At 38.8% G+C, this 19,286-nt stretch carries 21 protein-coding genes; 7 read left to right on the plus strand and 14 right to left on the minus strand.

All coding sequences use genetic code 11. The features are described from left to right. Together KKC46_18115 and KKC46_18120 are read left to right on the plus strand one after the other, a co-directional pair. Window positions 1-229 (plus strand): hypothetical protein (locus KKC46_18115; protein ID MBU1055719.1); only part of this gene is annotated, 229 nt, incomplete at its 5' end. 111 nt (window positions 230-340) lie between these two features. Further along, window positions 341-1,882 carry a hypothetical protein gene (locus KKC46_18120; protein ID MBU1055720.1) on the plus strand — a complete coding sequence of 514 codons (1,542 nt, stop codon included), beginning with the start codon at window positions 341-343 and terminating at the stop codon, window positions 1,880-1,882. A 125-nt stretch (window positions 1,883-2,007) separates the two neighbouring features. Here the strand turns inward: KKC46_18120 and KKC46_18125 are convergent, their stop codons facing one another. The 10 genes from KKC46_18125 to rpiB form a co-directional block, all read right to left on the minus strand. Next, window positions 2,008-2,634, minus strand: coding sequence for an MBL fold metallo-hydrolase (locus tag KKC46_18125; protein MBU1055721.1), 627 nt, complete (start codon window positions 2,632-2,634; stop codon window positions 2,008-2,010). Between the two features lie 159 nt (window positions 2,635-2,793). Further along, a complete protein-coding gene (gene nusB, locus KKC46_18130) occupies window positions 2,794-3,231 on the minus strand; it encodes a transcription antitermination factor NusB (protein ID MBU1055722.1) in 438 nt (145 codons plus the stop codon). A 4-nt stretch (window positions 3,232-3,235) separates the two neighbouring features. Continuing rightward, the gene (ribE, locus tag KKC46_18135) at window positions 3,236-3,709 is read right to left on the minus strand and encodes a 6,7-dimethyl-8-ribityllumazine synthase (protein MBU1055723.1); all 474 of its coding nucleotides are present in this window, start codon (window positions 3,707-3,709) and stop codon (window positions 3,236-3,238) included. A gap of 46 nt (window positions 3,710-3,755) precedes the next feature. Further along, complete coding sequence (locus KKC46_18140; GenBank protein ID MBU1055724.1) at window positions 3,756-4,970, minus strand: bifunctional 3,4-dihydroxy-2-butanone-4-phosphate synthase/GTP cyclohydrolase II; 1,215 nt, start codon at window positions 4,968-4,970, stop codon at window positions 3,756-3,758. A gap of 54 nt (window positions 4,971-5,024) precedes the next feature. Next, window positions 5,025-5,690, minus strand: a complete 666-nt coding sequence (locus KKC46_18145; GenBank protein MBU1055725.1) for a riboflavin synthase — start codon at window positions 5,688-5,690, stop codon at window positions 5,025-5,027. 1 nt (window position 5,691) lies between these two features. Beyond that, on the minus strand, window positions 5,692-6,792 hold the full coding sequence (ribD, locus tag KKC46_18150; GenBank protein ID MBU1055726.1) for a bifunctional diaminohydroxyphosphoribosylaminopyrimidine deaminase/5-amino-6-(5-phosphoribosylamino)uracil reductase RibD: 1,101 nt from the start codon (window positions 6,790-6,792) through the stop codon (window positions 5,692-5,694). 8 nt (window positions 6,793-6,800) lie between these two features. After that, a complete protein-coding gene (gene nrdR, locus KKC46_18155; GenBank protein ID MBU1055727.1) occupies window positions 6,801-7,256 on the minus strand; it encodes a transcriptional regulator NrdR in 456 nt (151 codons plus the stop codon). Between the two features lie 14 nt (window positions 7,257-7,270). After that, window positions 7,271-7,732 (minus strand): cytidine/deoxycytidylate deaminase family protein, encoded by a 462-nt coding sequence (locus KKC46_18160; protein ID MBU1055728.1) that lies wholly within the window; start codon window positions 7,730-7,732, stop codon window positions 7,271-7,273. Window positions 7,733-7,822: 90 nt separating this feature from the next. Beyond that, complete coding sequence (locus KKC46_18165; GenBank protein ID MBU1055729.1) at window positions 7,823-9,076, minus strand: serine hydroxymethyltransferase; 1,254 nt, start codon at window positions 9,074-9,076, stop codon at window positions 7,823-7,825. Between the two features lies 1 nt (window position 9,077). Continuing rightward, window positions 9,078-9,548, minus strand: coding sequence for a ribose 5-phosphate isomerase B (gene rpiB / locus KKC46_18170; protein MBU1055730.1), 471 nt, complete (start codon window positions 9,546-9,548; stop codon window positions 9,078-9,080). A 231-nt stretch (window positions 9,549-9,779) separates the two neighbouring features. Between rpiB and KKC46_18175 the strand changes: the two genes are divergently transcribed. Both KKC46_18175 and KKC46_18180 read left to right on the plus strand, forming a co-directional pair. Then, on the plus strand, window positions 9,780-10,745 hold the full coding sequence (locus KKC46_18175; protein MBU1055731.1) for a PAS domain S-box protein: 966 nt from the start codon (window positions 9,780-9,782) through the stop codon (window positions 10,743-10,745). After that, on the plus strand, window positions 10,675-11,859 hold the full coding sequence (locus tag KKC46_18180) for a response regulator (GenBank protein MBU1055732.1): 1,185 nt from the start codon (window positions 10,675-10,677) through the stop codon (window positions 11,857-11,859). Before KKC46_18175 ends, KKC46_18180 begins: the two co-directional genes overlap by 71 nt. An 81-nt stretch (window positions 11,860-11,940) precedes the next feature. Here KKC46_18180 and KKC46_18185 read toward each other — a convergent pair whose 3' ends face one another. The 4 genes from KKC46_18185 to rpmF are packed head-to-tail and all read right to left on the minus strand — an operon-like array spanning window position 11,941 to window position 14,806. After that, complete coding sequence (locus tag KKC46_18185) at window positions 11,941-12,168, minus strand: acyl carrier protein (GenBank protein MBU1055733.1); 228 nt, start codon at window positions 12,166-12,168, stop codon at window positions 11,941-11,943. Window positions 12,169-12,191: 23 nt separating this feature from the next. Further along, window positions 12,192-12,950, minus strand: coding sequence for a 3-oxoacyl-[acyl-carrier-protein] reductase (gene fabG, locus KKC46_18190; GenBank protein MBU1055734.1), 759 nt, complete (start codon window positions 12,948-12,950; stop codon window positions 12,192-12,194). Window positions 12,951-12,952: 2 nt separating this feature from the next. Further along, window positions 12,953-14,617, minus strand: a complete 1,665-nt coding sequence (locus tag KKC46_18195) for an acyl-CoA dehydrogenase family protein (GenBank protein MBU1055735.1) — start codon at window positions 14,615-14,617, stop codon at window positions 12,953-12,955. 6 nt (window positions 14,618-14,623) lie between these two features. Continuing rightward, window positions 14,624-14,806, minus strand: a complete 183-nt coding sequence (gene rpmF, locus KKC46_18200; protein MBU1055736.1) for a 50S ribosomal protein L32 — start codon at window positions 14,804-14,806, stop codon at window positions 14,624-14,626. A 372-nt stretch (window positions 14,807-15,178) separates the two neighbouring features. Between rpmF and KKC46_18205 the strand changes: the two genes are divergently transcribed. The 3 genes from KKC46_18205 to KKC46_18215 all read left to right on the plus strand — a co-directional run bounded on the left by KKC46_18205 (window position 15,179) and on the right by KKC46_18215 (window position 19,193). Further along, window positions 15,179-16,930: a PAS domain S-box protein gene (locus KKC46_18205; GenBank protein MBU1055737.1), complete on the plus strand. Its 1,752-nt coding sequence runs from the start codon at window positions 15,179-15,181 to the stop codon at window positions 16,928-16,930. Window positions 16,931-16,949: 19 nt separating this feature from the next. After that, the gene (locus KKC46_18210; protein ID MBU1055738.1) at window positions 16,950-17,423 is read left to right on the plus strand and encodes a dienelactone hydrolase family protein; all 474 of its coding nucleotides are present in this window, start codon (window positions 16,950-16,952) and stop codon (window positions 17,421-17,423) included. A 204-nt stretch (window positions 17,424-17,627) separates the two neighbouring features. Beyond that, the gene (locus tag KKC46_18215; GenBank protein ID MBU1055739.1) at window positions 17,628-19,193 is read left to right on the plus strand and encodes a sigma 54-interacting transcriptional regulator; all 1,566 of its coding nucleotides are present in this window, start codon (window positions 17,628-17,630) and stop codon (window positions 19,191-19,193) included. Window positions 19,194-19,286 lie beyond the last annotated feature (93 nt).

Genomic DNA, 19,286 nt, shown 5'->3' on the forward strand with positions numbered 1-19,286 from the left:
AGATGACAGGCACGGTGATGATGTTGTTGAGACTGCTACTCTAAAGGATCACTCAGCCTGGCAAAAGGATCTGGCCCTTTCTGCCCGTTTTGATATAAATTCAAACTGGATATTTAAAGTTGAAGGCCACAAAGTAAACGGTACCGCAGATGTTCTGCTTGCGGATAATTCCGACAGATCAGAAAAAGACTGGTATTATGGCGCAGCAAAGCTGACATTCAGCTTCTAACCGCCTGTAACATAGATTCAGTTGCAGGGAATGTATTCCCTGCAACTGAATTGAAAATCTAATTGTTAACAGCTTCCGGTAAAGCCGGATTAAGGAGGCTATAGGTTAATTATGCAAAACTTAAGTATGTCAAAAAAAATATGGCTAAGTATGAGTATTCTGGTTATAGGCTATTTTTTAACCATGGTATTCGGGTTCGGAATGGGAGCCCGCATGGAAGCCAGAATGCATAGTGTTTCCGAATATCTGTTTCCAGCGTCAAACCTTGCTCAAGAGTCACTGACAGCGTTTAAAGATCAGGTGCGTCTTTATAATGACGGCATCATGCTGGGTGATTCCAGTACTATTGATAGTGCCGGCATTGAGGCTGGAAACGTTCAAAAAGCAATGGACGGCATATTGAATATTCCCGGTGTGGATGAAGTATCTGCTGTTCAGGTAAGAGAAGCTCTTGCGGCACTTAAATCATTTACACAAGAAGCTCAACCGATTTATCTGTCTATGAGCAAAGGAGAAAACCAATCGGCAAGTGCCTCGCGTCTGGCAGGACAAACCGAAGCATTACGCAATAAACTCTTAAAAATTCAAAAAATGTTTGCAGACCGCCTGAAGGAAGAGCTAACGGCCAATATTCAGATCAGCAAAAACCAGCGTTATATAAATGTAGGGGTTTTTGTGGCAGTAGTGTTATTGGGAATTATCATAACCGGGCTTATTATCAGTCGTTCTATCACAGGTCCCATCGGCAGAATCATCGGGGGGCTTACCGAAGGGGCCAGCAAAGTCAACGATGCGTCTGATCAGGTATCCAGCGCAGGCCAGACTATGGCTACAGGCACATCACAGCAGGCATCATCTATAGAGGAAATTGCGTCTTCACTTGAAGAAATGACCTCCATGATCAAACAGAATGCAGAAAACTCCACAGAAGCCAACCGGGTAATGGCAGATTCGGATCGTACGGTATCGGAAGCTCACAATGCCATGGAGCAACTCAGCAAATCTATGGATGATATTTCAAATGCAAGTAAAGAAACCCAAAAGATAATTAAGACTATTGATGAGATTGCATTCCAGACTAATCTTTTAGCCTTAAACGCTGCTGTTGAAGCTGCCAGAGCAGGTGAAGCAGGTGCAGGTTTTGCGGTGGTAGCTGATGAAGTTAGAAATTTGGCGATGCGTGCTGCCGATGCTGCCCGCAACACGGCAACTCTGATAGATAATACCATTAATGCCGTAAAAAATGGTTCTGAATATTCGGAAACCACTTTGAGTGCATTTACAAAGACCATGGAATCCTCAAAGAAAGTCAGCAGTCTGGTATCTGAAATCGCTGCCGGTTCGCAAGAACAGGCACAAGGCATTCAGCAGGTTAACAGTGCCATGTCCGAAATTGATACAGTAATTCAAAAGACTGCCGCTATCGCTGAAGAATCAGCTTCTGCAGGTGAGGAGCTTAACGCCCAGTCAAAAGCAATGAAGGACTATGTCGAACAACTTGTGGTTCTGGTGGGGCTTAAAAATAACAATAATAATGGAAACGGGCACGCTAATACTACTGCAACAAAATATGTGGAAAAAAGAATCATCAAAGCCGACCAAAATAATTTTGCACCTGATCGGTTAATTACACATCATGACAATGATTTTTAAGAAATTCTTTTTGCAGTAATATGGCTCATAACAGGCATGCGCCATATATGCTTATTACACAGAAGTACAAAACTTGATGGGTTCCAAAAAAACTCCATCAAGCTTTGTAATTTCTTTAAATTGAATTATTCGATTCTAACAAATGGATTATACTTTTTTTCTATAGCAATAGAAGTTTCAGGACCGTGTCCTGTAAGTACTCTTATATTATCTCCAAGCACAAAAAGCTTGTTTCTTATACATGATATAAGAGTATCATAATCACCGCCGGGGAAATCCGTGCGCCCTATCGATCCTGAGAAAAGCGTATCTCCTACAAAAACGCATCCATCCGTATAAAGCGAAATACCGCCCGGTGAATGCCCTGGAGTGTGGATAACCTTAAAAGTGATATCTCCGAATTTAATCTCATCACCATCTTCTAACATCCGATCAGGAGGGGGGGAGTCTTCCACATTAAGTCCCCATGCTGCACCGGTAGCCGCAATACGGGCAAGCATTGGCACATCAAGGCTGTGTATCAAAAGATCTGCGCCTGTGGCTTCCTTCAATTTTTTGTTACCGCCTACATGATCAACATGACCATGTGTATTTATGATGTATTTAACTTGCAATTTATGTTTTGCAACCACCATCAGAATTTTGTTGGGCTCATCTCCCGGATCGATAACTACAGCCTCTTTTGTGTTTTCACATCCGACAATAAAACAATTTGACATTATCGGTCCTACAACTATGTCTTCTATAATCAAAACAACCTCCGATTAGAGACCTTTGCAAAACGTCCCCTTTTGCCCGATTTCTGCGTCAGGCTCAAATTTCTATCCTCGAAATACTCAATGTATTCCTGCGGTTGAAATCATCGCCTTCCTTGAACTCGAACAAAATTGAACATTTTTCAAAGGCCTCGATTATATTATCAGTTTTTTTGGTTTAATTATTTCTGTTTCAACAGCATTTCTGACACTGTCAAGAATCCCATTTATAAAAGGTCCGGATTCATTAGTTCCATATTTTTTCCCTACGTCAATTGCTTCATTTATAGAAACCTTAAAGGGAATATCATTGCACCAAACAAGCTCAAATACTGCAATCCTCATGATATTTCTGTCAACACAGGACATACGGCTTATTTTCCAGTTGCTGGAAAACCGCTCTATTATAGTATCAATTTCCGATCCGGAGCTTATAACTCCTCTGACAAGCCTGTAAAAAAAAGGCAGGATATCTTCGGATGGATTAAAATTATCCCGGAAGTTCTCTAAAACCTCTTCAGAATTATCATGGCATTTATCCATGAAAAAAAGAACCTGCATTGCAAGTTCCCGTGACTTTCTGCGACTACCCATATTGCTATTCTTTATCTATAAGTTCAACCAGATTTGCCATTTCAATTGCAGAAACTGCGGCACTCCATCCTTTGTTACCAGCCTTAGTTCCGGCACGTTCTATCGCCTGCTCAATAGTATCTACCGTAATTACTCCGAAAATCACAGGGATTCCCGTTTCCAAACCAACCATGGCAACTCCCTTTGTAACTTCAGCGCTAATGTAATCAAAATGCGGGGTTGCCCCCCGTATAACAGCACCAAGGCATATTACAGCATTATACTTTTTTCTTTCAGCTATTTTTTTGGCAACAAGAGGAATCTCAAAAGCACCCGGAACCTTTATTATATCAATATCCGAGTCCATTGTTCCTGAACGCAGTAAAGCATCAACAGCACCTCCGACAAGCTTGTCGGTAATAAAATCATTAAACCGGCTTGTAACAATCGCGAATTTCTTGCCTTCCGCGATAAGCTTGGCCTCGATTATTTTAGGCATACTATCCTCCCAAATTTTAGAAAAACTAAAAAAAAGAACAACGGATTTAAGGTATTTTATCTACGTTAATCAGGTGGCCCATTTTATATTTCTTACATGATAGATATTTTTCATTAAATTGATTAGGCCCAACCTCAATCCCGACCTGCTCAACAACACTTAATCCATATCCTTCAAGTCCGATTATTTTTTTTGGATTGTTTGTTATGAGCCTCATCTTTCTTACACCAAGATCAACCAGAATCTGCGCACCGATACCATAATTTCTCAAATCAGGCTTAAATCCCAGTTCAGCGTTTGCTTCAACGGTGTCAAACCCCTGATCCTGCAAGGCATAGGCTTTAATCTTGTTGACAAGTCCTATACCACGCCCCTCTTGGCGTATGTACAGAAAAACCCCCGATCCTTCATTGTCAATCATTTTCATAGCCTCCTTAAGCTGATCGCCGCAATCGCATCTAAGAGATCCGAATATATCTCCCGTGAGGCATTCTGAATGAACTCTGACAAGGACAGGCTTTTTTGAATCAATTTCTCCTTTTATCATCGCGATATGAAGAAATCGGTCAATATCGTTTTCATATACAACAGCCCTGAACTCACCTGCAATAGAAGTAGGAATTACAGTTTCAGCGGATCGCCTTACAAAACGCTCATTCGCCAAACGGTATTCTATGAGATCCGCTATAGAGCAAATGCCTATCCCGTGTTTTTCACTGAATTTTTCAAGCGAAGGCATTCTGGCCATTGTACCGTCGTCATCCATTATTTCACAAATTACCCCGGACGGTCTCAAACCGGCAAGGCGCGCAAGGTCTACCGACCCCTCAGTCTGGCCGGTTCTTACAATTACTCCACCGTCTCTTGCTCTTAAAGGAAAAATATGGCCGGGCCTCACCAAATCACCAGGCCTGGCATCTTCGGCTGAGGCGGTCAGAATTGTAGTTGCCCGGTCGGCTGCGGATATTCCCGTTGTTACTCCGCATCTGGCTTCTATTGAAACAGTGAACCCTGTTTGGAAAGGGGAAGTATTGTTTTCCACCATTGGCGGAAGAAAAAGGGAATCCGCTTTTTCACTTGTCATAGAAAGACATATAAGTCCTCTTCCGTATTTTGCCATAAAATTTATGGCTTCAGGCGTTACTTTTTCAGCGGCCATTGTGAGGTCACCTTCATTCTCACGGTCTTCATCATCAACAAGGATAACCATGCGCCCTTCACGTATATCCTTGATTGCTTCTTCAATTGAAATTATCGGCATTTTTAAATATTAATCTCCTAAAAAATTATGTCCCTACCTGGAACAATTATTCTGTTATATATATCCGGTTTTTGATAAAAAGGCCATATCTATGGATGACTTTACATCTTTTTTACCACCGGGAGTTTTTTGAGTACCAATAAATCGTTCTATGTATTTTCCTATCATATCGGTTTCTATGTTTACAAAATTATTTTCTGCTTTTATACCAATTGTAGTCAGTTTTGCAGTATGAGGTATTATGCTTACTTCAAACCATCCTTCATCGCAGTTGTTTACCGTAAGACTTACACCATCGATAGCAACAGAACCTTTTTTTATTATGTAACGGGAAAGTGATACAGGCACATCAAATGTAATTATCACTGCGTTACCTGTTAATTTTTTCCTGCTTATTTTGCCGATTCCGTCAATATGACCTGAAACCAGATGACCGTCCAGCCTATCCGATAGGCGTAAGGCGCGCTCGATATTTACCCTGTCTCCTGTTTTTGTATCGCCCAAGGTTGTTTTATCAAGGGTTTCAGGAGAAACGTCAACATCAAAACGTTTTTTGTCGATTTTAACAACTGTAAGACAAGCTCCGTTAACCGCAATACTGTCTCCGATTTTGGTTCCATCAAGATCAGTATCCGTTTCTATGGCAAGTTGCTTTCCTATCCTGCCCGAAGAACGAATCGAAGAAATAGTACCAAGGCTTTCTATTATACCTGTAAACATATCAGATATAGCCCTCTATCAAAATATCATCTCCGAACTTTTGAATACCAATCTCTTTTACCATAACAGAATCACGCATGAGAACCGGCCCCGGACCACTGCAAATACTAACACCATCGCCGCCAAGAATTTTGGGCGCATAGAAAAAAAATATTTTATCGACAATCTTATTAGAAAATGCGGATGAAATCACACGACTTCCACCTTCTATAAGAAGACTTGTAATACCCATTGAACCCATCATATCCATCAGTATATCAAGATTTATCAGATTATTTTTGGAAGGTGCCTTTATAATCTTTATACCTTTTTCTTCAAGTCGCATCTTTTTTTGCAAAATTGCTTTATCAAGAGCAAGATCGCTTATGACCACAATCGTATCAGAATCAACATCCTGATTCAACACAAACGCGTCTTCAGAGATTGAAAGTCTGGAATCAAGCACTATTCTTACAGAGTTAAGGCCATTTATACCATTAATACGTGTTGTTAGATTGGGATTATCCCTTTTTACCGTATCAATGCCAACCATTATAGCATCGGTATAATGTCTTAGTTTGTGAACAAATTGCCTTGATTCTTCATTTGTAACCCATTTTGAATCTCCGGTTTTAGTGGCAATTTTACCATCTAAAGTTGAAGCGCATTTTACTATGACAAACGGACGTTTTGTCTTGATATATTTAATAAAAATTTCATTCTGTTTTAATGCTTCTTTTTCGCAGACCCCAAAAGTCACTTCTACGCCGTTACTTCTTAATAATTGTTCTCCGTTTCCTTTAACATCAGGATTGGGGTCCTTGATTGCTGCTACAACTCTCTTTATGCCTGATTCAATAATTTTTTTTGTACATGGAGGTGTTTTACCAAAATGGTTGCATGGCTCAAGTGTTACATAAAGAGTCGCTCCGTATGAGTGCTCTTTAGCATCATCAATGGCATTTACTTCTGCATGAGCTTTACCGTAAGCTTCGTGATAACCCTTTCCAACAACTTTGCCGTCTTTTACAACAACTGCGCCTACCATAGGGTTTGGAGAAGTATGCCCGCGGCCATTTTCAGCAAGGTCAATGGCCATTTTCATATATAATAAATCGTCCATATAAGATTCTACTGTTTGCTTAACAGTTTCTTTAATTCCCAAATAAAATCATTAATATCTTTAAACTCCCTGTAAACAGATGCAAACCTGACGTATGCCACATCATCAATTTCATGAAGCTTTTCCATAATCTTTTCGCCAACTATGTGAGCAGGAGTTTCTTTTTCTCCTGTTTCTTTAAGGTCGCGTTCAAGTTCATCAAGAAAATCTTCAATAGCATTCATGCTTACTTTGCGTTTTTCACATGCCTTGAGAATACCGGTACGTACTTTGTCTTTTGAAAATACCTCCCTGCGTCCGTCTTTTTTTATTATCATGACAGGAAGTTCTTCAATCTGCTCATATGTTGTGAAACGTCTGCCGCAACCGATACATTCCCTGCGTCTGCGTATCACTGTTCCTTCCTTGTTTAATCTGGAATCAATAACCTTGTTATCAAGCTCGGCACAAAAAGGACATTTCATAAAAACCCTCCCGCTCAGATAATTTCCAGCTTAATTACCTCAATACCTGCCTCCTCCAACATTTCCGATGACATTTCATCTGCATATCCATCCAGATAATATATTTTTACTATACCAGCATTTATAATCATTTTAGCACATATGGAACAGGGAAGATTTGTGCAGTAAAGCACGGCCTCTCTTATGGAAACACCATGAAAGGCAGCTTGAATGATAGCATTCTGTTCAGCATGAATTCCTCTGCAAAGCTCATGCCTTTCCCCTGAAGCAATCTTTCTTTTTTCACGAATACAACCGATTTCAAGGCAATGCTTCAACCCGGTTGGCGCACCGTTATACCCTGTTGTAAGTATCCTCTTGTCTTTTACTATGCAAGCACCCACAAAACGTCTTAAGCACGTTGACCTCTTGGCAACAAGAGTTGTAATGTCCATAAAGTATCTATCCCACGCAGGGCGGCTGCTCTTATCCGGCATTTTATCTGATACTCTCCTTTCTCAAGCCAGTTTCTTTTTTATTCAATAGAAAGAAACTGTTTTTGGATTTCCAACTCTTTTCTATAGGCACTAACTCATATTATCATTATATACCGGAAATGCGTCACAAAGTTTTTGCACTTTTTCTGCTGTCAGCTTTATAAGTGATTCATCATTTTGCTTTTTCAAAAGATCAGCTATAAGCTTTGCAATTGTTTCCATTTCCGCCTCTTTCATGCCTCTTGTCGTCAAAGAAGGTGTCCCGATTCTGATTCCGCTTGTAACAAATGGGCTTTGTGTATCAAAAGGTATGGAATTTTTATTTACAGTTATTCCGGCTCGCCCCAAAATATTTTCGGCATCTTTTCCTGTAATATTCAAATTTCTTAAGTCAACAAGCATCATATGATTGTCAGTTCCGCCTGATACAAGATTGATACCTTCATCCATTAATACATTAGCCATTTTTTTTGCGTTTTTGACAACACTGATCTGATACTGTTTAAATGATTCACTAAGGGCTTCTTTAAAACAGACCGCCTTTGCTGCAATTGTATGCATAAGCGGGCCACCCTGAATCCCGGGGAAAATTTCCTTGTTAAGCTTTTCCCCGAATTGAGTTTTGGCAAGTATCAACCCTCCTCTTGGCCCCCTTAATGTCTTGTGAGTTGTCGCCGTAATAATATCTGCGTACGGCACAGGAGAAAGATGTTCACCCGCTGCAACAAGCCCTGCTATATGAGCCATATCAACCATCAGGTATGCACCTACCGATTCTGAAATTTCGGCAAAAGCTTTAAAGTCTAAAGTTCTGGGATATGCGCTTGCGCCTGCTACTATCATTTTTGGCCTGTGCTTTAAGGCTAATTGACTAACTTCGTTATAGTCTATAGTTCCGGTACTTCGGCCCACCCCATAATGAACGAAGTTAAAAAACCTGCCCGAAAAACTCGCCGGACTACCGTGAGTCAGATGGCCACCGTGGGCAAGGTTCATACCAAGCACCGTATCTCCCGGTTCAAGCAATGCAAAATATACCGCCATATTGGCCTGGGAACCGGAATGCGGCTGTACATTGGCATACGAAACCCCAAATAGTTTTTTTACTCTTTCAAGAGCCAGCTTTTCGGCAACATCAACGTTTTCACATCCGCCATAAAAACGTTTGTCGGGATAACCTTCTGCATATTTATTCGTTAGAATGCTTCCCTGTACAGCCATAACCGCCCGGCTGGCGATATTTTCAGATGCTATCAACTCCAGGGTATTTTTTTGCCTTTCATATTCACAGACTATTACTTTTGCTATTTCCGGATCTGTTTCTTCAATATATTCCAACTTCAACTTATTTTCCCTTATTTCCCAAATCATTAAATTTATCAATCCGTTTCTGATGGCGCCCTCCTGCCTCATATGCAGTTTCAAGCCAGGCTTTTAATATTTCGATCGCAAGCACATCCCCGATAATCCGGGCTCCCATCACCAGGATATTTGAATTGTTGTGTTTTCTGCTTAAAATAGCAGAAAAAAGATCATTGCAAAGAGCAGCTCTGACATTACAAAATCTGTTGGCAACAATAGACATCCCTATCCCGCTGCCACAAAGAAGTATCCCACGGGCAAATTCTCCTTCGGAAACAAGCGAAGCTACCTTTATCCCATAATCCGGATAATCAACAGAGCTTTCATTTTGAGTTCCAATGTCCTTAACTTCAATATCATTATCAATAAGATAATTTTTTATTTGTTCCTTAAGCTGATATGCAGCATGATCGTTTCCGATAACAACAGGTGTTTTATCCATCTGCAACTCCATATTAAAATTTTATTACTACAATAAATCTATTGTTTATAATAAATTATGGAGGATACATATATTATTGCATAACCGCAAGAAAAAAAACTGCTTGTCGCATAATTTGTTTAATATATTACTCTAAACAATATTTGCTGTCATATTTTATATGTGATAAAATTGGTCTTCTTTATTAAACTATTGGCACAAGAATCATCTATAAACTTTCCAGAAAAGGTTCAGGATAAAAAAATGGAAGAGCGTTTAAACTCTCTTATGAAAGCTATTAGAATTGTAAGCCAGCTAATAATTAAAGAAAAAAATCGTGAGCGTCTGATCCAGGCGGTTTCCGAGACTCTTGTTGAAACGATTGATTTAAAAAGTGCATGGATTGCGCTTACAGACTCATCAGAAAAATTGATACACATAGCAGAATCCGGCCTTGGGGAAAATCTCAAACAATTTAAAAAACTGCTTGAGAAAAATGTTTTGCCCGTTTGCGCAAAAAAAGCTCTTGCTCAAAATAAAGCTTTAATAACTTTAGACATCTCTATAGAGTGCCGTAATTGTCTGCTTAAGCCGCTTTGCAATGAAACCAATTCTTTTGCTTCAATTCTTAAGATCGATGGAAAAAAATATGGAATACTAACCGTCTCAATGGCTAAAAATTTTACATTTGATAAAACAGATCAGGTATTGTTTCAGGAAATTACAGACATCATTGCCTTTGGCCTTTATAATATAGATTTGTCAGAAAAACAAAACATCATTTTAAAGGATTTAAAGAATAAATATTATGATGCGCTAAAAGAAAGTGAAGAAAGATTCAGGGCTTTGTTTGAACATGCACCCGATGCTTATTTCCTGCACGATATTAAAAGCTTCAGGTATGTCGATTGTAACCTTGCTGCACAAAAACTAACCGGTTACACCAAAGAAGAGATTATCGGAAATAATTATTTGCAACTAAAATTATTGCCTCAGGAACAACTTGGAAAAATTGCAACGTTCCTCGAACAACTAAAGTGTAATTTGAATAAGGAAAACATATTGCCTTACGAAATAAGAGCCAATCGTAAGGATGGAACGCAGGTCTTTGTTGAAGCCAGGACTTTTGCTTTGCAGATTGGAGGCAAAGCTTTTTTTTTTGGGTATAGCCAAAGATATTTCAGAAAAAAGAAATCTGGAACAACAGCTGCTACATTCACAGAGGCTTGAAGCAGTTGGCAGGCTATCAGGAGGAATTGCCCATGATTTCAACAATCTATTAACAATGATTCTGGGAAATGCCGAGTTGATTCTTGAAGATAGCATAATAACTGATAAGGTGCGGGAAAGGATTCAGGAAATTCACACAGCGGGAGAGCGCGCCGCCTCGCTTACGCGGCAACTTCTGGCTTTTAGCCGAAAACAGGTTCTTCAGCCCAAAATAATGAATCTCAATAAAACGGCTAAAAACATGGAAAAAATGCTTTTGCGAATGATTGGAGAAGATATCGAATTAAGAGCATTTCTTGCCCCGGACTTGGGACAGATAGAAGCTGATACCGGTCAAATCGAACAGGTCATAATGAATCTTATTGTAAATGCCAGGGATGCCATGCCCGAGGGTGGAAAAATAACATTGGAAACAGAAAATGTAGATATAGATGAGAAGTATGCCGATACTCATACAAGTGTAATACCGGGTTCATATGTGATGCTTAGCATAAGTGATACGGGAATCGGCATGTCTGATGAAACTAGAATCCGGATTTTTGACCCCTTTTATACAACCAAGGATAAAGGGAAAGGAACGGGACTCGGGCTTTCCACCGTTTATGGCATCATAAAGCAAAGTAAAGGGAATATCTGGGTTTACAGCGAGCCCGGCAAAGGCTGTACTTTCAAGATTTATTTGCCCCAGGTTGAGAAACCAATACCGAAAGCAGAATTAATGCCTAAAAGCATAGACACACTGATCGGTTCGGAAACAATTTTGGTTGCTGAAGACGATGAGATGGTTCGCAATTTTATCGTAAGGGCATTACAGGGGTATGGATATAAAGTTCTTACTGCTGCAAGTGGTGAGGAGGCTATCGAAATTTCTTTAGCGTATAAAAATACTATTCACCTTTTGTTGACGGATGTTATCATGCCGGGGATAAACAGCAGGGATATGGAAGAAAGCATAAAAACCTCAAGGCCAAAGATCAAGGTTCTTTACATGTCCGGCTATACCGATAATACTATTGTACACTACGGGGTATTGGATCCCGGAAAGGAATTTATCGCAAAACCCTTCACGCCCGAGTCTATGGCCCGTAAAGTGAGAGAAGTAATTGAAAAATAGAGGAAAGAGAAAGCATGAATGAAGCTTAAAACTTCTTAAACAAGATTAGTGGGCATATTGATATAAAAACAGAAGCAAATTTCAGCGGGAGCTAATAAAATCTATAACATCTTTCACAGTCACAAGCGTTTCCGCGTCATCATCTGAGATCTCCATTTCAAATTCTTCTTCCATTGTCATAATAAGTTCAACCAGATCAAGGGAATCCGCTCCCAAATCATTTACAAAAGACGCTTCAGGCACAACATCGGAAAGATCTACCCCAAGTTTATCTACAATAATTTTTTTTACTTTATCTTCAACTGACATCGAATCTATTCTCCCAAAAAGAATTACATATACATTCCTCCATTAACATGAATAACTTGCCCAGTAATATAAGAAGCACCTTTTGAAGCAAGGAAAATAACTGCTGCCGCAATATCTTCCGTTTTACCGATACGTCCAAGCGGAATACCGTTTATCAAGATTTCTTTAGCTTTTTCAGAAAGTGCTCCAGTCATGTCAGTTTCTACAAAACCGGGGGCAACGGCATTAACTGTTATATCTTTTGATGCGAGTTCTTTTGCAACAGCCTTCGTAAACCCTATTATACCGGCCTTTGAAGCAACATAATTAGCCTGCCCCGGATTTCCGCTAGCACCGACAACTGAAGATATATTTATTATCCGACCATATCTTTGCTTTATCATAGGCTTGGCAGCTATTTTAGTACACAGAAAGGCACCTTTCAAATTGGTATCAAGTACATCATCCCAATCTTTTTCTTTCATTCTAACCAATAGACCATCTCTTGCAATACCGGCATTATTAACAAGAACATCAATTCTTTTGCTTTCTTCAATTATTTTGGCGAAAAAAGATTCTACCTCTTGTCCCGACAGCACATCAACCTGCATTCCTTTTGCAAATCCGCCTGCCTCACCAATTGTCTTTTCAAGTTCTTGTGCAGCAGAGGCAGATGAAGAATAGTTAAAATAGATGCGGGTATCGGGCCCTGCAAAAGCAAGACAAATTGCTCTTCCTATGCCTCTTGTTCCTCCGGTAATTACTACTGTACGAGTTGTCTTGTCTGTTATATGATCAGGCATTTTTATCTTTCAAAAATTATATCTGCCAATTTATCCATATCTGCCAGAATATTTTCATAACTTAGCATAAGCTCATTATATGAAATGGCTTCCATAAAATCTGAGATTTGATTTTTATCAAAAATACCCGAACCAATTAAAATCTTATCTACATTATTTAGTATTATCCGTGCGGTTTCATTGGCAAATATTCTTGATATAACCCTAATTTTTTCGGCCTCCTTGCTGCCATTTTGTATAAGTAAAACAGATTTTCTGGCAAGGCTTGCGCCAACTTCAACATGGGCCATCATATCGGAAAGCAGAAACATGATATACTGCTGTCTGGTAAGTTTATTTTCATGAACAAAGTTTATTGTATCGTTAAGCGCTTTAGCTGAAAGGCCGTAATAGCGACATCCTGCATCTGTTATAGAGGAATTCAGTTTATCCATCTCATTTTTTATGGAAAGATAAAATTCACCTTTTGTTTTCCTGGACTTTTTCCAGCGGAATGTGCTTATAATATTTTGCTGAATTTCACTCGTTCCTTCGTATATACGAGTAATTCTAACATCTCTTTTAATCTTTTCAATTTCATATTCAGCTATATACCCATATCCGCCAAGACCCTGAATTGCATCATCTGCTGCTTTATCGGCTGATTCGGTTGTAAAAAGCTTAGCGATTGAGCCTTCAACCTGGAGATCTTTTTCACCGGAATCAAGACGATGTGCGACTTCATCAATATATGCGGCAGCCGCTTCGGCTCTTACAACATGAGGAACAACGAGTTTATGTGTGTACCCCTGTTTTTCGGAAAGAGGGGTACCAAATTGAATTCTTTGTTGTGCATAAGGGATAAGAATATTAAGAGATGCCTGTGCTGCACCAAGAGCCATGGCTGCAACCATAACTCTTGTATATCCGAAAACCTTATTTGCCTGTTTTAAGCCCTGACCCGGAACCCCACCGATAAGATTTTCAACAGGTACAAAAACATCCTCAAACAAAAGAGGGGATGTATTCGATGCGCGTATTCCGTGTTTTTCTTCACCTTTACTCTGAATAAAACCTTTGGCTCCTTTTTCTACAACAAAAAAAGCAGGGCCTTCCGGGGTATTGGCAAGAAGTGTGATAAAATCAGCATATCCACCGGTTGAAATAAACTGTTTGGTGCCGTTAATTATATAGCCGGTTATCCTGCCATTCTCAGTTACTGGCTCAGCCTTTGTTTTTAAGGCTGCAAGGTTACTTCCGGCATCTGCTTCCGTAACAGCGTATGCAACAAGAGATGACCTGTTTGCAATTGCGCCAAGCCATTTCTCTTTCTGCTCTTCTGTACCCCCCACAAGCAGAGGATCTGCACCAAGCTGAAGAGCAAAAAATGCCGTTGTTATACCAAGGCAGATTTTTGACATTTCCCGTACCAAATCGCAGATGTCTCGGGCTCCTCCGCCCATACCGCCATAAGCTTCAGGAATTCCCAAGAGCTGCAAGCCTATTTCCGGGCTAAGCAATTCTCTTATCGTCTCTTCAGGGAAAAATTCCTTTTTATCAAATTCCAGAATTTTTTCTTTGGTAAGAACCCTGTTCCTTAACCGGTTAACAGTGTCCAAAATCATTTGTCTTGATTCGAGATCAAGCCCATAGAGTTTGATTTCTTTACCAGTTTCAGGTGAAACCATTAGACCTTACACCTCTTTTTGTTTGATAACTTCACGCTTATTGTAATATCCGCATTCCGGGCAAACCCGGTGTGCAGGTTTTGCCTCACCACACTGAGAGCATTTAGATAAATTAATAGCTTCAATTTTCTGATGAGTACGACGTTTGTCACGTTTCGATTTGGATGTTTTGTGTTTTGGTACAGCCATGAATAAAATCCTAATATTAAAAAATCATTATTAAAAACCATTAATCGGCAACAGTACAAATTATCAGGTTTAATTAATTTAAATACATAAGATTGTCAAGAAGTTTTGCGTTTTATTTATGGGTCATATTCCTTTCAATGAGGTTCCATTTAGACCTAAACCCATTCAGATTATTCTAAGAACTTTAATTAAATCTGACCACAAGTCTATGGAATACTTTTAGTATATTATAAATATATACAAGAATATTTCTTCAAAATATTTTATATTGCATATTCTGTTTTTTTATTATAAATACAGATATATCCATATTATATGCCGATATATATCTAATTTTATTAAGTTTTCATCCCATTATAAAGGAACCCTGAAATGAAGGGAAAGAAACAAACAAAGCCCGGGCTTCTTTCAGAACATTCAGATCTTGACCAAAAAAACTCGGCCCCTGCAAAACTCAAACAAAAGACTCCTGTATTTCCCTCTAATGAAAAGCAAGAATGGTATCACCTTTTGTTTAATAATATAAGCGATATCGCATTTGTAAATGAATGGCCTGATAAAACAGATTTTCCGGGCACTTTTGTTGAAGTAAATGATGCTGCCTGCGAGCAGTTAGGTTATACCAAAGATGAGCTTTTATTAATGACTCCTCCTGACATTGACAAAATATTTGAGGGGGCTTTTAATGAATCTGATATTCCGAAACTACTTTTAAAAAATAAGCGGGCTATGTGGGAAGGATTGGTTATAAACAAAGATGGCCGGCAAATGCCGGTAGAAATGCATAACAGGCTATTTTATAAAGATAATAAAACGTTTATTCTCTCAACTATAAGAGATGTAGGAGATCGAAAACAAGCTGAAGAAGCGCTTAAAAAGAGTGAAGAAAAATATCATGAACTTTTTGAAAAAGCAAACGATGCAATCTATCTTACGGATGCAGATGGCAATATAACAGCAGTTAATAATAAAGCGCTTGAATTACAGGGATATTCACGTTACGAGCTAATCGGAACGAGCCTTTACAATCATATATCAGAAAACAATTTGCCTTATGTCAAGAAGATGATAATAAAATTTAAAAAAAATGGCACACATGATAGTTTTCTGGCAAATACATTAACTAAAGACGGGCGGACACTGATTTTTGAGCTTAGCGCATCCGCCATAAAAGATGGAGACAATTATGTTGGTGCACTAACAATAGTGCGGGATATTACTGATCGCATTATGGCTGAAAAGGCGCTGCGTGAAAGCGAACAGCGTTATAGAGATTTGGTAGAAAAATCACCTAATATAATTTATTCTTATTCTGATAAGAGGGGCATAATCTTTTGCTCTTCACTCTACCAGGATATTTTGGGATATTCCTTAGAACAATTTACAGAAAACCCCTTTATATGGCGAACATATATTCATCCTGAAGATCATTATATAACTTCTCAGGTTATTAAATCTTTTTCAGAAGGCAAGCATTTTAATGTAGAATACCGAATTAAAGACCAACAAGGAAAATGGCATTGGTTTGAGGACAAATCTATAAGCATACGTAAAGAAAATAACGAATTTATTGCAAATGGCCTTATAACAGAAATTACAGAACGCAAAATGATGGAGCAAGAGATACGTGAATTATCTATGCGTGACCAACTAACTGAATTATATAATAGGCGTGGATTTATTACCCTTGCTGAGCAGCAATTAAAATCTGCTAAAAGGACAAAAAGACAGATGACACTTTTATTCCTTGATGCGGATGATCTTAAAACAATAAATGATACCCTTGGTCATGAAGAAGGAGACAAGGCACTGTATAATACGGCAGATATTCTCCGTCAGACTTTTCGTGAATCAGATATAATTGCCCGTATTGGCGGTGACGAGTTTGCGGTATTAGTCGTTGATTCAACAGATATGAACTCTAAAATAATTACGCAACGACTTTTGCAAAATATAAATATTTTTAATACAAGCAAAGTCAGAAAATACAAACTTTCCCTTAGCTGGGGCACCGCTATTTACGATCCTGATTCCACACTCACATTGGACAAGCTTATGTCTATAGCCGACGGATTAATGTATACTCAAAAAAGATCTAAAAAAAATATAAAAGATAATTATTGATTATAAAAATGAGCCACATATGCCTACCAAATTATTTATTCATGGCCTCGAAAGCTCCGGAAAAGGGACAAAGGGGACATTTTTTAAGAAAACATATCCTGACATGATAGTTGAGGACTTTTTAGGTAATTTTGAAGAAAGAATGCTAAAGTTAACTACTGTTTCATCGAAAAAGGATGATCTTGTAATAGTCGGTTCCAGCTATGGAGGATTAATGGCTACTTTTTTTGCAAGTCATACTTTAAATAAAATCAGAAAGCTTATTCTATTGGCACCAGCCTTAAACCATATGCCCTCTGAATTTTTTCCTGAAAAAAGCTTGGATCTCCCTGTTTACATATATCATGGAAATCATGATGAAATTATCCCACCTGGTCCGGTCCGTGAAATAGCTAATAAAATATTTTCTAACCCTATCTGGAATTTGGTTGATGATGACCACTCCCTTCATAAGACCTTTTTTAGCTTAAACTGGAATATTCTCTTATCCTGAAATATTTTTTTTAAATCAACTAAATTTTTGATATATAATGATATTCTAAAATATCAGAAATAATTCTGTTATTTGTGCAAATTATTTTTGATATTTCAGAATTAATGTTATATCGTATTAAATATCATAAAATTATCCGGCATAATTTTGGTATTTTATAAGTTTATATTTTTGATAACATCTGAAATATATTTGAGGTTTTAAATGAATATTAATGAAAAAGATTTTTTTCATCAAGCTACCATTCGTATTTGCGGCAGTCTTGAGATAGATCAGGCATTGATGAATTCTTTTCTGTATCTAAAAGATTTTATCCCCTTAGATGACATGTGGCTTGCCTTATTTGATAAAGACATTGGGGCATTGCGGGCTATAGCAATCGCTGATTTTTCAGGTGTAAAAAAAATGGACACAGTTATTCCACTTCCTCGCAATGTGAGAACCGAGATTGACAAGCAGGATTTCACTCCTAAAAAGGTTACAATAGTTAACCGGATGGAGCTGAATCCAATGGCACTGAATTTATCAAATATTCTTGGGTATCCTGAATCTTCATGCATGATTTTTCCTCTTTTGACAGACAGCGCAAGAATTGGGGTTTTAGTGATGAGGGCCGGGGGCAGAGACAGATATCTTGATTCACACGCAAGATTGGTTGCCATGCTGCACGACCCTTTTGCGGTTGCCATGTCTAATGCTTTAAGGCACGAAGATGTTCTTAAACTTAAAGATATGTTGGCTGATGACAATCAATATCTGATCCGCGAACTCCGACAGTTAGCTGGAGATAAAATTGTAGGCGCGGATTCCGGCCTTAAAAATGTCATGGACATGGTACATCAAGTTGCTCCTCGTGATAATCCGGTGCTACTCATGGGTGAGACCGGGGTTGGCAAAGAAGTTGTCGCAAACGCCATTCATTATACCTCACCCCGCAAAGAAGGCCCATTTATTAAAGTAAACAGCGGCGCTATCCCGGAAGGTCTTATAGACAGCGAATTGTTTGGACATGAAAAAGGTGCATTTACCGGTGCTGTATCTCAAAAAAGAGGCCGATTTGAAAGAGCAAATGGGGGAACGATCTTTTTAGATGAAATCGGAGATCTGCCCATGCAGGCACAGAGCAGATTGTTACGGGTAATTCAGCAAAAAGAACTTGAACGTGTTGGTGGCACAAAAACAATTACTGTTGATACGCGCATCCTTGCCGCTACTCATCGTAATCTGGAGCAGATGGTAGGAAATAATAAATTTCGCGAAGATCTATGGTACAGGTTAAGTGTTTTTCCTATCGTCATACCTCCTTTAAGGCAAAGAAAATCAGATATCCCAGCGCTTGTAGAGCACTTTTTAAAACGTAAAACAAGAGAGCTTAATTTTCGTGGTATTCCACCTATTGCACCGGAAGCAATTGAACGACTTATGGATTATCCATGGAAGGGAAATGTAAGAGAGCTTGAAAATATGGTTGAAAGGGCATTAATCCAATATAGCGGCGGATTATTAAATTTCGGCCACTTCATATTTTCTCAGGAAAATGATGCTCCTGCTTTTTCTAGCAGAAACGGCAGGAAACTCAAACTGGACGAAGTTATTGCCACTCATATCAAATCTATGCTTGAAGAAACCCAGGGGAAAATCAGTGGTGCAGGTGGCGCCGCAGAACTCCTTGGCGTAAATTCCAATACACTAAGGTGCAGGATGGATAAACTAGGTATAAAATATGGGAAAAAGAAACGGGAAGTTCATGCAAATAGCTCTCAATATTAAACGACCTATTGATGGGCTATTTACTAGTCAATGAATAGGTCGTTATTATATTTATCAGAATAGCGCTTTAAAATAGTGGATTAAACCGTACCT

The sequence above is a fragment of the Pseudomonadota bacterium genome, from assembly GCA_018817425.1.
Lineage (GTDB): Bacteria > Desulfobacterota > Desulfobacteria > Desulfobacterales > RPRI01 > RPRI01.